Source organism: Polyangiaceae bacterium (assembly GCA_020633235.1).
GTDB lineage: Bacteria > Myxococcota_A > Polyangia > Polyangiales > Polyangiaceae > JACKEA01.
Genome location: JACKEA010000005.1, coordinates 266,671 through 279,485 on the forward strand (window position 1 = coordinate 266,671; position 12,815 = coordinate 279,485).

11 protein-coding genes and 1 pseudogene are annotated in these 12,815 nt (G+C 65.9%); 7 read left to right on the forward strand and 5 right to left on the reverse strand.

Features of this window, described 5'->3' with window-relative positions; genetic code table 11:
- Window positions 1–97 precede the first annotated feature (97 nt).
- Window positions 98–3,040, reverse strand: coding sequence for a hypothetical protein (locus tag H6717_27040; GenBank protein ID MCB9580716.1), 2,943 nt, complete (start codon window positions 3,038–3,040; stop codon window positions 98–100).
- A 585-nt stretch (window positions 3,041–3,625) separates the two neighbouring features.
- Here H6717_27040 and H6717_27045 point away from each other — a divergent pair.
- The 4 genes and pseudogenes from H6717_27045 to H6717_27060 all read left to right on the forward strand — a co-directional run bounded on the left by H6717_27045 (window position 3,626) and on the right by H6717_27060 (window position 6,052).
- Window positions 3,626–4,091 (forward strand): annotated as a pseudogene (locus tag H6717_27045) (macro domain-containing protein).
- A gap of 647 nt (window positions 4,092–4,738) precedes the next feature.
- A complete protein-coding gene (locus tag H6717_27050) occupies window positions 4,739–5,134 on the forward strand; it encodes a hypothetical protein (protein MCB9580717.1) in 396 nt (131 codons plus the stop codon).
- A gap of 9 nt (window positions 5,135–5,143) precedes the next feature.
- The gene (locus tag H6717_27055; GenBank protein ID MCB9580718.1) at window positions 5,144–5,578 is read left to right on the forward strand and encodes a hypothetical protein; all 435 of its coding nucleotides are present in this window, start codon (window positions 5,144–5,146) and stop codon (window positions 5,576–5,578) included.
- 36 nt (window positions 5,579–5,614) lie between these two features.
- Entirely contained in the window at window positions 5,615–6,052 is a 438-nt protein-coding gene (locus H6717_27060; protein MCB9580719.1) for a hypothetical protein, read from the forward strand.
- A gap of 43 nt (window positions 6,053–6,095) precedes the next feature.
- On the opposite strand, the gene H6717_27065 is transcribed toward H6717_27060, so the two are convergent.
- A complete protein-coding gene (locus H6717_27065; protein ID MCB9580720.1) occupies window positions 6,096–7,424 on the reverse strand; it encodes an L-lysine 6-transaminase in 1,329 nt (442 codons plus the stop codon).
- 190 nt (window positions 7,425–7,614) lie between these two features.
- On the opposite strand from H6717_27065, the gene H6717_27070 reads away from it, so the two are divergent.
- On the forward strand, window positions 7,615–8,262 hold the full coding sequence (locus H6717_27070) for a hypothetical protein (GenBank protein ID MCB9580721.1): 648 nt from the start codon (window positions 7,615–7,617) through the stop codon (window positions 8,260–8,262).
- A 116-nt stretch (window positions 8,263–8,378) separates the two neighbouring features.
- Here the strand turns inward: H6717_27070 and H6717_27075 are convergent, their stop codons facing one another.
- The 3 genes from H6717_27075 to H6717_27085 all read right to left on the reverse strand — a co-directional run bounded on the left by H6717_27075 (window position 8,379) and on the right by H6717_27085 (window position 11,145).
- A complete protein-coding gene (locus H6717_27075) occupies window positions 8,379–10,136 on the reverse strand; it encodes a hypothetical protein (protein ID MCB9580722.1) in 1,758 nt (585 codons plus the stop codon).
- Window positions 10,137–10,609: 473 nt separating this feature from the next.
- A complete protein-coding gene (locus tag H6717_27080) occupies window positions 10,610–10,927 on the reverse strand; it encodes a hypothetical protein (protein ID MCB9580723.1) in 318 nt (105 codons plus the stop codon).
- Window positions 10,924–11,145, reverse strand: coding sequence for a hypothetical protein (locus tag H6717_27085; GenBank protein MCB9580724.1), 222 nt, complete (start codon window positions 11,143–11,145; stop codon window positions 10,924–10,926). The genes H6717_27080 and H6717_27085 overlap by 4 nt, the downstream gene beginning before the upstream one ends.
- 48 nt (window positions 11,146–11,193) lie before the next feature.
- Between H6717_27085 and H6717_27090 the strand changes: the two genes are divergently transcribed.
- Both H6717_27090 and H6717_27095 read left to right on the forward strand, forming a co-directional pair.
- Window positions 11,194–11,904, forward strand: a complete 711-nt coding sequence (locus tag H6717_27090; GenBank protein ID MCB9580725.1) for a hypothetical protein — start codon at window positions 11,194–11,196, stop codon at window positions 11,902–11,904.
- Window positions 11,889–12,815, forward strand: a complete 927-nt coding sequence (locus H6717_27095; GenBank protein ID MCB9580726.1) for an isoaspartyl peptidase/L-asparaginase — start codon at window positions 11,889–11,891, stop codon at window positions 12,813–12,815. Before H6717_27090 ends, H6717_27095 begins: the two co-directional genes overlap by 16 nt.

Here is a 12,815-nt window from a genome sequence, read left to right on the forward strand (position 1 = left end):
ATCCGGCGAGACCTCGCCGGAATGATCGCCGCAGGCCGAGCAGCCGCCGGCCAACAGCAGAACCGCAGCGCCACACACCACGGGGAATCGCACGGCCTCACTCCATGTCCCAATCGAGGTCCGCCTTTCCGGGGACCAGAACGTCCTTCGGGTCGATCTCGAGCGCGTCCACGGTACCCTTCGAGAGCCTGAGCACGTGGAGCGCGCGGTCGGTGAAGAAGGGCGCAGCAACGAGAGAGCCGCTCCCCTTCCAGCGGCCGACGACCTTGTCGCTGTTGAACGGATCGATGACCACGAGTCCAAAGCGCGCAGGCTTGTCGTGACTGGACGCGAGCAGAAGCATGCCGCCCTCCGTGGTCGTGAGGAAAACCCTGCCTTTGTGGGCGAGCCCGAGTCCGTTCACGAGCTGGTCGACCCTTCCGTCGAGGCGAATGCGGAACAGGCGCGCCGTGCCGTTCCCTTTGGAATTGGACCTGTCGGCGGCGAACAACGCATCCGCGTGTGCGTCGTAGGTGAGCGCGAGCGGAACGTTCGGTAGGACATGCCCCGTGAGCGGGGTCTCGGTCCAGGTTTCATTGAGAAGATCGAAAACGTGAAGGCGCGCGGCGGGCTCTGCCGTTCCGCGACGAAGCACGAACACCTTGTTCCGGAAGCCGGACAGGGTTGCGCCCGCGAATAGCAGCTCGCTGCGCTGGCCGCCACAGGCGACGGAGTCGCCATCCGTGCAAGGAACCATGGCGGAGGTCTGGTGCACAACCCGCCCGCGGGTCTGAAGCAGTCGGCCGCTGGCGTCTTGGCTGATGGCTCCAGCGAAGGTGAGCTCGGCCACGTCAACGATGGCAATGCGCGCGCTGAGCGGATCGGCGCGCCGGGCAAGCATAAGCGCGGGCTCGGATGCGGCAAGGATGCGACGATCCTCGTTCCCCGGTTCCGCGCGCAGGAGCGCCAGCACGTCCGGATCAACCCTTCCTGAAACCTCGCGAACCCCAGCAGCAGTGGCGGCGAATAGAATGGGCGACAGACTGGCGGGCGAAACCAGGTACCACGGCTTGGAAAAGCCGAATTTGCACACGAGGCACTGTTCCCAGGAGCCCGCAACTGGAATCAGGTACGGTTGCAGCTTCGCGCCCGCGATCCCCGGCTCGACCCGCAGGGGTTCCGGCAGCCAATGGCTGGTCAGGTCGGCGAGATTCGGTTCGTTCGTCAGGACGGGGTGCTCGCGCACGTTCGACCAGATGAGCGCGTCGTATTGGAAGGCCGCCGCGCTCGCGTCCGTGAAGGGCAGCGACACCCCGAGGTCGCTCTCGAACAGCCATCGATAGCTGTCCGGGTTCGTCTTGGGCGCGAACGTGAACACGTCACCAACCGTGCCGGTTTCGGGCGGGGAAACGAACGGAATCGCCGCCAAGGCAGGCGTGGTCGTCGGTTCGAACACGGCGACCTTCGTGAAGTCAGCTGCCTGCTGGGGACAGTGTGGGCCCTGCTTGAAACAGAAATTTATCCGGTCGGCCTGCGTCAAGAACGGGCCGGCGCATGGGCAGATGCGGTATCCCGTGCTGCCGGTGAAGCCATCCAGCGTGGGCACTGTTCGTCCATCATGGGCGACTTGGACGTCGGCAAAGAAGGAGCAATGCCCACCGAACAGTGCGATGAGCGGGCATCCGTTTGCGGTCGGGCTCGGTGTGCCGTAGCTGGCATCCAGCTCGACCGAGGATGCTGCGAGCGCGGTGCATGGTGCCGCGTCGCAGGCATCGCCGCGATACTGCGAAATGACTTGTGTGATCACTGGCGACTCGCTCGGGTCGGTCGGAGATCCGACCACATCGGCCTCACGAAAGTGCGGGCGCGGACCACCGGCCTTCAACACCTCGACATCGTCGTTGCAGTTCTCGCCGTTGTCTGCTTCGAACCGACAGATGTCGCAAATGTCCCCGGGCTCGGCAGAACTCGCACGGTCGTAAGGGTTGCCCGAGAGCTCGTCGCTGTTGTACTGGTCGGGATTGTAGTCATCTGGACAGCTGTCGTTGGCATTGCGGACCAGATCGCAATCACTGTCCTTGACCGCATCGCAACCGGGGTCACAGCTTGGATCCGCTGCAACGTCGCAACCGGCGACGCCGGTCACATCCCGAACGTAGTCGAGCTGCCCTTCCCAACGGCCGTCACCATTCGGATCGACGATGCCCTTGATGTACGTCTGCATGGCCGGCGCCGTGAGGTCAGCGAAGACATTTCGGACGTGCTCCTCTCCGCAGATAAAGCCCGGGCAAGTCACGCAGAACGGCCCGACGCAGCCCGAGTAGTTGTCCCACTCATGACCGGAAACCACGCCCAGCAGGTCCCGCTGGTCGGTGCCGGGAACGAGTTGGAACAGCGGACCGCCCGAGTCACCTTTCTCGAAGTGTGGATTGCCGGACTGGATCTCCTTCTCAGCCACGTGAATCCACACGGCGAAGCCGTTTCCGACATCCAAATGATAGACGCTGAAGGCGTTCGACTGCGCGACCTGCCGGTGAAACGGGTAGAACGACTGGAGTATCGGTTGGCCGTCCGGATCGAACGTCAGGATTGTCTTCAGCCCGTAGCCCGAAAACCCGCCATCGAACAGCGCAACGGAAAGACCCGAGATCTGAGGGACGGGCTGCAGTGTCGGGCGAAGGAGTGACGGGCGCAGCGTTGCCGCCTCCATCGTACTGGGCGGGTAGAACCTCACGATTCTGACATCGCGCGCGCGTTTGTCCAGACTCATGCTTGAGCCAATGCTCTTCAACAGCGGGGGGCCGACGACTTCCGTGACGGTCCGCTTCGCTTGGGCCTGCGGGCACAGGCTACCGAGGCAGGCGGACTTCGGGTTGTCGGCCCCGATCCAGATCGTGTCGTCGATGTGCGGCAAGCAATGCGCAGCAGTGATCGCGAGCGTTGACGTCAGGAGCGACGCACTGCACGAACCTGACGGCGTTTGAATGTGGACGGTAGCGTTGCGGTGCGGTGTGTCGAAGTCGTCGCCACCGTTCGTGATCGCCTTAGCGGAGCTGGCCACCGGCTCACTATCGCGAGACGGGGGGGAGCAGAACAAGCGCAAACCCCGGCCAGAAGCGCTCCAACGAGACAGGCCACGATGCCGGCTTTATGGTTCGACATGGGTGTTTTCCCCTTCCAACTTCCCGCCCATTACCCTCCGCCTAAGCCATTCTCGTCGATTGTTCGGAAGCGGACCAGAGTGAAGTCTTTGCAGCGCCCACTTTGGTAGGTGACTGTGCGGCGTCGGCGCAGGAAGTTGTTCGATCGCAACTCTTGTAGTGAGCGCGCACGAATCGCTGCGCCAGGTACTGTCGCAACGCGAGGTGTTCACGTGGGCCGCCAAGAGGAGCAAATCGGCAGGATCACAGAAATCCCGGGTGCGTAGGCGCACGCGTTTCTCTCCGATGGCCACGGCGCTGTTCTCCTTCGGAGCGTCGCCGGTCGCGAGTTCCGAGCGTACCGGGACTTCACGAACGGTCGAGGAGAAATGACCTGGCGTAGTGCGCAGGGCGCGACGGGTATCGCGGCGCACCAACATTTCTGCAGATACCAGCGCTCCTGCGAGCGGGTATCCTGAGGTTCAGCGAACCAAGGAGGCGACCGCATGATTCGGTTCTGCTCCGGTGATCTTCTGAAGAGCCCCGAGCACTACATCGCCCAGGGCGTTGCCGAAGGGAACCAAGAAGGCCTTGGGACGGGCCTCGCCCTGAAGATCTCGAAGCAGTGGCCAGAGGTTCAAGCTGCGTTCAAGAAGTACTCACGGTCCGGGCGCTCCAAGGGCGGGAGCATCTGGGTGTGTCCTCAGAACGTGGCCGGCCGGGCGTCGTCTACCTCGCGACGAACCGGATCTCTATCACGCGACGCTGCCCTACCTTCGCAAAGCGCTGCGCGCCCTCGTGAAGTGGGCCGAACGCGAGCACGTCTACACCGTCGCGCTTCCGAAGGTTGGCGCGGGACTGGGCAAGTTGTCATGGGTCGACGATGTGCGACCGCTGTTCGTCGAAATGTTCGAGGAGAGCAATTGCGAGTTCGTGGTCTACGAAGACTTTCGTCACGAGCACGAAGGGTAGCTTTGGCGGAGCACCGCGCTCGTTGGTTCGGTACCGCGTTGTCGGCGTTTGTCCGGCACTCCAAGCGAGTGAGCACCGCGGCCTTCGCCCGCGTGATGGCCGAGCTGGCATGTGTCGACGCGAGCCAGGGCTCGGACTTGCGGGCGGGCTGACGTGTCGCTGAAGCGCGAACCCGGTCGGCGGACCACACTCCAGCGGCCAACCGAAGGCTTGGCATTCGTCCGAGTTTGGCGTGCTCTGGGCTTCGCTGTTGGGTCGGCGGTTGGGTTCGTGGCTTTGTTGGTCGCCGGTGCGGCTTGCGATCGGCATCCGTCCGAGGTCGGACGCGCGCGTGCGGGAGCGGCGATAATCTACCGCTACGCTCACCAAGCCATGTGGGATCATCCGGGCTGTCCGACCCGCGCCCAGATTGCTGCCGCGGCGGGAGTCAAGGAGAGTGAGATCTTCGTGGACCCGTGGGGCAACTCGTACGTCGTCGAATGCAGCCGAGGCTCAGTATTTGTTGGCTCCCTGGGTCCAGATGGCGAACGAGGAACGCGAGACGACATCTGGGAGCTTCACGCGCCCGCTCAACAAGACGGTGGAGTGTGATGGGAGTGAATGGGCAACGCAACGGCGCGGGTGCGAGCGACTCGCTGAGCTTTTGAATGGACACGCGCCGAACCAGCAGCTGGAAGCCGCGCATCGCGCACCGCGGGCCGCGCTACGCGGTGTTCGCGTTCGCAACTGAACCACACGTGCGGGGCACGTGGTCGACGCGGGTTACCGGGAGTGACGCCGCCTTCGTCGCCGCGTTCTTGAATCGGCAGTTGCAGCTGCTGAAGGAATCCGAGCTGACTTCCGACGCGAGCTTCTTGTACGTCGTGCTCCGGAGCGCCGCGCAACACGACGACGAGCTCGCGGTGACACAAGACGGCCCCGTTGCAGAGCTTGGATATGGGCGGTCTCCTCGGGCACCGGACATTTGGCCGTTGCTTGAAGTGCGTGAGCTGATGGCTTTGGCTGTGGCTGCGTTGCGCGAGGAAATCGCGGGCCACCCGTAAAGAAGAACAATGAGTAGGTACTGGAGCCTCGAGCCTGAAGTCGCAGGAGAGCTCGGGCACGCCAGCGTGCTCGATACGAGCGTTCGTCCGCCGGTCGTCTCCACGCTTCAATACTGTTTCACCGGGTGGCTGGGCGACGCGCTTCTGGAATCGTTCCCTTGCTACATCGTGACGGAAGCGCTTGGCGCGGCGCTGCTGTCGTCTCGGTTGAGCGGATTTGCTCTGGATGCGGTCGACGTGGTGACCTCCGACGAGTTCGACGAGCTGTACCCGTCGCGGGCGTTGCCGGGGTTTTGCTGGCTCAAGGTCGTCGGTCAGCCTGCGGTGGATGATCTTGGCCTCTCCAAGGAGCACGTGCTCGTGGTCTCGGACGCGGCGCTGCAAGTGCTCCGCCAGCACGGGCTGTCGCACTGCGAGATTGAGGAGCTTGCGCATGCGTCGTGAGCGCTCGACGTCCGCCGTACGAGCCGCCGAGACGCAATGACTTGGCGAAGCGCACTGCTCTACGTCGGGGCTGTCTGCGCTTCGGGCTGCGCGGCGCCGCCCAATGCTCCGGCGCATGCCCACCGCTACGAAGCGTGCGGCGTTTGCTTCGAGTCCAGCGCAGCCCTCACGCCGGTTCGTGGGCTGCTGGTCGATTCGTGTGCGTTCCAGTTTCGGGGTGAGGGAATCGTCGTGGGTGGAGAGCACAGCGGCTTTGCGGGGGAGCCCGACGAAGGATCTCGTGACGCGCGCGGGGTCGTCAGACTCCGGACGAAGTCGGCGGATTCCGGCAATCCCGTCGTGGGCATTTGGATACCCGAGGGCGACGGTGGGCCGCCGCTGTACCTGAGCGTCGAGTATGCGAAGCCCGCGCAGGCGCGGGTAGCGGACGGGATCGTGTCGTCCACGCGACGGTGCGGCACGCCGCCGATGTAGTGCGCTGGGGCGCGACGGGATCGCGCCGCACCAACATCAGGAGCTATAGAACTTCGCTGATGGCTTTTTCCAGGCGCTGCACGCCCTCGTCGACGGCGTCGGCCTGGACGGTGAGGGTGGGGCGGAAGCGGATGGAGCGCGAGCCGCAGGGCAGCACGATCATCTGATCTTCGAAGCACTGACGGATGATCTTGTTGCGGAGCTCGTGGGTGGGGACGTCGATGGCGCACATCAGGCCGCGGCCGCGGGCGTTCTCCACGGTGCCTGCAAAGCGCGCTTGAATGCGCTCGAGCCCGGCGAGCAGCTCGGCGCCGCGGACGGCGGCGTTCTCGACCAGGTTCTCGTTCACCACGATTTCGAGGATGTGCGTGCAGCGCACCATGTCCACCAGGGACGCGCCCCAGGTGCTGTTGATGCGGCTGGGGGTCGCGAACACGTTCTTTTCGACTTCGTCGATGCGCTTGCCGGCGAAGATGCCACCCACCTGCATCTTCTTGGCGAAGCAGATGATGTCCGGCACCACGTTCCAGTGCTGGTACGCCCACCACTTGCCGGTGAGGCCCAGGCCGGTCTGTACCTCGTCGAAGATGAGCAGCGCTTCACGCTCGTCCGCCAGCCGACGGAGCTCTCGCAAGAACTCCGGGCGGAAGTGGTTGTCGCCACCTTCGCCCTGGATCGGCTCGATGAGAATGGCGGCGATGTCGTCGGGGTTTTGCTCGAAGGCCTGCTCGGCTTTGGCGATGGCGGCCTTCTCCGCGGCGATCGTAGCCTCCAGGTTTGCGCCCTCGAGGGGGAAGCGGATGGCGGGGCTCGGGATGCGTGGCCAAGGGAACTGCGGGAAGTAGCGCGTCTTCACCGGATCCGTGTTGGTCACGCTCATGGTGTAGCCACTGCGACCGTGGAAGGCGCATTCCAGATGCAGGATCTGAGAGCCCTTCTCGCCCTTGCCCGCGGCGAGGTTCTTCTGCACTTTCCAGTCGAAGGCGGTCTTCATCGCGTTTTCGACGGCGAGGGCGCCGCCGTCCACGAAGAAGTAGTGGGGGAAGTCCGGCGGCGCGGCGGTGCGCGACAGCGTGTCCACGAACTCCGCCATGTAGGTCGTGTAGTAGTCGGAGTTCGAGACCTTGGTGACGCCCACGCGACCCAGGCGCGCGAGGGTGTCTTCATCCAGCATGCTGGGGTGGTTGAAGCCGATGGGGTTCGACGCGAAGAAGCTGAAGAAGTCGAGGTACTCCTTGCCGCTCACCAGGTCCCGCACCCAGCTCTTGGTGCTGCGCTCCATGTCCACCACGATGGGATAGCCGTCCACCAACATGTGCTGGCGGAGGGCTTCGTGGACCTTGTCGGCGGGGACGTCGGAACGTCGGAACATGGCAGAAACTCCTTCTGAGCGGTGCGCGGAGCGCACGCTGGGGAGGGGGTCGACCCTGGCGCGCCGAAGGGCGAACGCCACTCGCAGGCGACGCCAGGGTTCTTACACACCGGGCGCGACAAAGGCCAGCGCCCAGTCCAGCGCTCCATGAGCTTCCCCAGGTCTCGGTGTCCCCCTATACTCGCCCGCAATGCCAGACAAGAAGGCGATGGTGTGGGCGATGGGGGGCTACCTGAAGAACCACCCGGAGGAGCTGGTCCGGGTGGCGAAGAACGCCGTCGGCATGCGCTTCGGTGTTCCGCTGGACGCGCTGCGCTGGCTCGCCGGGCAAGTGCGGGGGAAGAAGGCGCCCAAAGAGGTGCGCCTCACCGCGGTTCCGCCGGGCATCCGCGCCAGCGCCATCGTGGATCTGGCGGGTACCGCCGTGCGCGCCGCCGCCACGGTGTTCATCGAGCGCGTGGCCCTGTCCGAGGAGGAGCTGCGCTTCGAGCTGCGCCTTTCGGACGTCGACCTGCGCTTGGTGGACGACGCCAGTGAGTCTCCAGTGGCCACGCTGCTCAAGAGCGGCGCCCTGGATCTCTCCAAGCCCGGTAACCTCGCCGCGTTCATGCCCAAACGCCCCGCCATGCTGGTGGCGGCCGCGGACGATCGCATCACCTTGGATCTCCGCAAGCATCCGAAGCTGGCCACCGCCGGCGCGGAAAAGGTGCTCCGCGCGGTGCTGCCGCTGATCACCCTTGCCGGAATCGAGACCGACACCGACCACCTGGATTTCGTGGTGCGGCCGCTCCCGAGCGGCGTCGGCGACGCCGTCAGCGCGCTGCGCGGGATCTTGTAAGGCTTCTTGTCGGTCCGCCGCGAGCCCTCGCGGTGAGGGAGTGCCGGCGCGTCGCGAGGTTCAGTGGCGGGGAGAGACGGCGCGCCGCGAGGTTCCGCGGCGCACCGACATTCTTCTCATTCCGCGGGGGAGGGAGCGGGGGTGTGGGGGCCGCCGTCGTGCTTGCCCTTGGGCTCTGGGCGTCCATTCCACCAAGCGCTGAGGCGCTCCATGCTGAAGGGGCGCGAGTAGCCCCAGTACAGCACCAGGCCGAAGATGAAGAAGAGCCAGGCTTGGGCGGTGAACTTGTCGTCCACCCAGTAGTAGCTGAGCAGCAGGATCTGACTGGCGCCACTTGCGACCAGCACCACTGGCCCGAATCCGCGGCGCACCCTCGCGAGGGCCGCGCACACTATGAACATCGAGTAGTAGTAACAGGTCAGGTTGGTCACGCTCATCACGATGGGCGCGCTCATGGCCATGCCGATCCACAGGCTGCGGGTACGCCGCAGGGCCCACGCCATCCAGCCCATCAAGATCAGCACGATACCGTAGTGCACGTAGCGGAGCTTGTGGTGGCGATCGAGGCGGCCCTGCTTCCACGCCTGGAAAGGATCTTCCAGGTTGTCGTCGCGCGTGAAGCGCATGCGACCGTCCCAGTTGTGCACCAACATGGTCTCCAACCCCATGTGGTTCGTGAGCGGGGTGAAGTTGTGCACCTTGATGGTGTGGCCGATGAACTCTGGGTACGAGTTCGGTCCGGTCACGGCGATACTGGCGGGAACCAAGATGCCACCGGCCACGATGGCCCCGGCCAGGAGCCGGCGGTGATCCGGGTGCAGCCAGGTGAGCAAGCCCCCCGGCTGCCACTTGCCCTGCCGCTTGTCGCGGATCCGTTTGATGATCCACAAGCCCATGATCAGGAAGAACCCGCCGAAGAAGATCATGGGGAACACGCGCAGGAGCGCGGACCAGGTGAGGGCGGCGCCGCCCAGGGCGAACTTTCTCTTTCTCACCAGGGCGAGGGACGCCACCAGGAAGAAGAACCAGTCCTGGCGCATGAAGGCGCCGCCGGTCCAGTAGAAGTTCGCGGGCGCATTACACCCCCAGAACACCGTGGCGATGGCGCCGACACGCCAGCCAAAGGCCCAGAACATGAGCAGCACCACACCGATGTGCAGCACGATGTCGATGCCCGACAGCACTTTGAAGAAGTGGTCCCCCGCACTGCCGAAGCTGGAGAAGAACTTGCCGGCCATGGTCCACACCGGCGGCGGGTTGTACCCGTGGTCCTTCTGCATGTTTTCCCAGTATCCGCCTCGGGATACCGAGTAGAACCAGTCCACGTCCTTCTTGAACGCGGCCCAACGCTCCGGAGTGAAGCGCGGCTTGCACTCCTCGATGTGACGCTGGACGTCCGGGTCCGTGTTCTTCTTGATCAGGTTCACGCGCAGATCGCGGAGATCGCGGCGCATGACCTGAGAGCCGCGGCCGAGGTCGATCTCCGCCGCTGCGGTGCACTCGTAGATGCGGTCGTACTCGAGCTCCTCGAAGTACTTCGAGCCCAGGTAGTAATGGAAGAACTCGTGCCGGTGGTAGTACTCCGGGTAGCGGACGTTGGGGTTGAAGAAGTCGAAGTACGCCCCGAAGGCGATCACGCTCATGCCGATGGCGATGCGACGGCGGGTCTTGAGCGGGATCTTCTCGCCCATCTTCCGGGCCCGGAGCTCGTAGATGAGGAGCAGCGCGCCGCCCAAGGTGAGGGCGATGCGCAGGCCGTTCATCAGCCGCGTCCAGGTGTCGTTTCGGAAGATCTGGTTGTCCCAAAAGAAGTCGGCCGCGGCGTGGAAGTTCGACGCCAGCGACGCGCCAAGCAAAAGAGCGTGATCCATCATGTCGACCGGCGGAGGCTAATCCACAGCGGCGCTTCGATGTAGCCAAGAGCACAAAAAAAGCGCGGGCCGAGCGGCTCTCGCCACCCGGCCCACGGTTGCCCCAGTCTTCCCGGAAAGGGGCGGACCGATCGTCGATCAGGTCGAGAAACCCTCCGGGATTGGGGTCATGTGATTCGGCATGTCGATCCACCTCCTCCGGCTGGGCCGGACGCCCTCGGCAGGTCCCGCGAGAGCGGAACGCGCTCGCATCGCGCGCCTCCGTTCAGGGCGTTTCCTCGGTTCGAAGGCCAGAGGGCCTTCGGTCCAGTGCAGGTGCGGGGTGACCTCCCCGCCGGCTGAGTCCGGGATCTGAAGTCCGGCCTGCACGTTGGTTCAGAGCTATCACGCAGACTCGGGGCGCGCCAAACAAACCTCCGCATTTCATCGAAATGAATAATCATGTCGATGACTTGCGAAATCGCGTGGGACGCGCGTCAGGGCGCTTCGGTGCGGGTCGCCGCCAGGTCGTAGCCCATCTCGCAGGGCAGAGCGGAAAATCCGCCTTCCACGCCCACGACCGGCGTGCAGTCACCGCCGGCTTGCGCCGTGTAGCCAAAGCGCAAGAGCCCCGCAAATTGCGTCACCTCGCCGGTGGCGCTGTCGAGCTTGCCGCTGGCGGTGTCGGTGCGCACGACGACGCAGCCGGGGTAGCCCGGGCTGGGATCCACGGTAGGCACCGCCACCCGCGTATCGAAGGCGAAGGTCACGCCGTCCGCGGCGATGCGTCCGTAGATGGGCTCTTGCCCGTTCAACCATACAGGTCGTTGCCATCCCGAGAGAGCTTCACGTCGAACTCCCACACGTCCGAGGATCCCAGGGCGCCGGGGCCGCAGGTGCTCGAGTCCATGGTCCCTACCACGTGGAACTTGCCGAGGGGCTCGCCGGGCACCTTGGCGTCCTTACCGTTCAAATCGCCGCAGGCGACGGAGAGCAGGGCCAGGACCGCGAGGGCGAGGGGACGACGAGCCATGCTGCTTGGCTAGCGGGCTCCGGCGGTTTCGGGCAAATATCTCGCGTCGTGAGCCCTTTCGATCGATCGCTGTCGCTGCGCACGGTGGGCCTCACCGTCGCGTTGGTGGCGGTCACCACCGGCGTCGTGGTGATCACCGACGAAGCGGGCAGCACCACCGCCATGCGCGTCGCACGGCTGTGTGCCTTCACTCCGGCGCTGGCGTTGATCGCGGCGGAGCTCGTGATCGTTCAAGCCCGGAGCCGCGGCGAGCTGCTCGCCCTCGAAGCGCTGGGGGTGTCGCCGCCCCGGGCCTTGCTCGGGGCCTTTGCGGCTTCTTTTTGTCTGGGCATCGCGGCCACGGCGTTGGTGCTTTCCCCCGTCGCGGATGCGTCCTCGCTGTTCCCGGCGGTGTCCCGGCCGGCGTCGTGGGTCGTCCAGGCGGGCGCTCTGGTCGACGTCGCGCACGGCATCACGGTGAGCGGCGATGGCAGCATCGCGCTGGGCGTCGCGCAGCAGGTGCCGGAGGTGGCCGGCGTCTCCGGCGGCGTCGCGGCAGCCCTGTGCATCGGACCCCTCGCGGCCCTGGGACCGCCGTGGCTCGCGGCGCGGCTCGGTCGCGCGGGCCGCGCGCTCTCCGGCGGGCTCACCCTGCTCGCGGTGATCGTGCTCTTGCACGCCGTCGCGGCGGGGGTCGTCCCGGTGTGGGCGTCGATGTTCGGCGCGCTGCCGCTGCTCGTCGCGGCACTCTACGGTCATCGCAAATGGAGGCAGGTGTGAGCGTCACGTCGAGCTGGGCCGGTGGGGGAAGCGCGTGGAGCGTGCTCGTGCACGGCGGCGCGGGCGACATTCCGCCGCATCGCGAGGCCGTCCACGCCGCGGGCTGCGCCCGCGCCGTGGAGGCCGCCATCGCCATCTTGCGTGACGGCGGCCGCGCCCTCGACGCAGCGGAGCGGGCCGTCCGCGTGCTGGAAGACGATCCGTGCTTCAACGCCGGCACCGGCGCGTGCCTCACGACGGAGCACACGCTGGAGCTCGACGCGGCCATCATGGACGGCGCGTCCCTAGCGGCCGGCGCGGTGTGCGCCTTGCCGGCGTTCGAAAATCCGATCGCCATCGCCCGCGCCGTCCTCGAAGAGGGCGAGCACGTGCTGTACGCCGCCGACGGCGCGCGGCGCTTCGCCGAGCACGCCGGTTTCTCGCCGGCGGATCCCGAGCGCATGATCACGCAGGCGGCGCGCGACAAGCTGGCGGCGGCCATTCTGTCCGGGAAAGCGCACAGCTGGGCGGGGGGCACCGTCGGCGCCGTGGTGCGAGATGCGCAGGGCCACGTCGCCGCGGCCACCAGCACCGGGGGCACCAGCGGCAAGCGCCCCGGGCGCATTGGCGACAGCCCGGTGCTGGGCGCCGGGACCTATGCGGACGACCGCGGCGGCGCGGCGAGCGCGACGGGGCACGGCGAGGGCATCCTGCGCGTCGCCCTGTGCGCCGAGGCCATCGCGGCGCTGCGCACCGGCGCGACACCGGAGGCTGCGGCGCGCTCCGTGATCGAAAACCTTGCAGAACGCGTCGGTTCCACGGGCGGCATCATCCTGGCGGACCAACGCGGTCGCCTGGGCTTCGCCCGTTCCACGCGTACGATGTCGTGGGCTGCCGGGTGGCCCGAGAGCGACGTGCTCTCGGGCACCTGA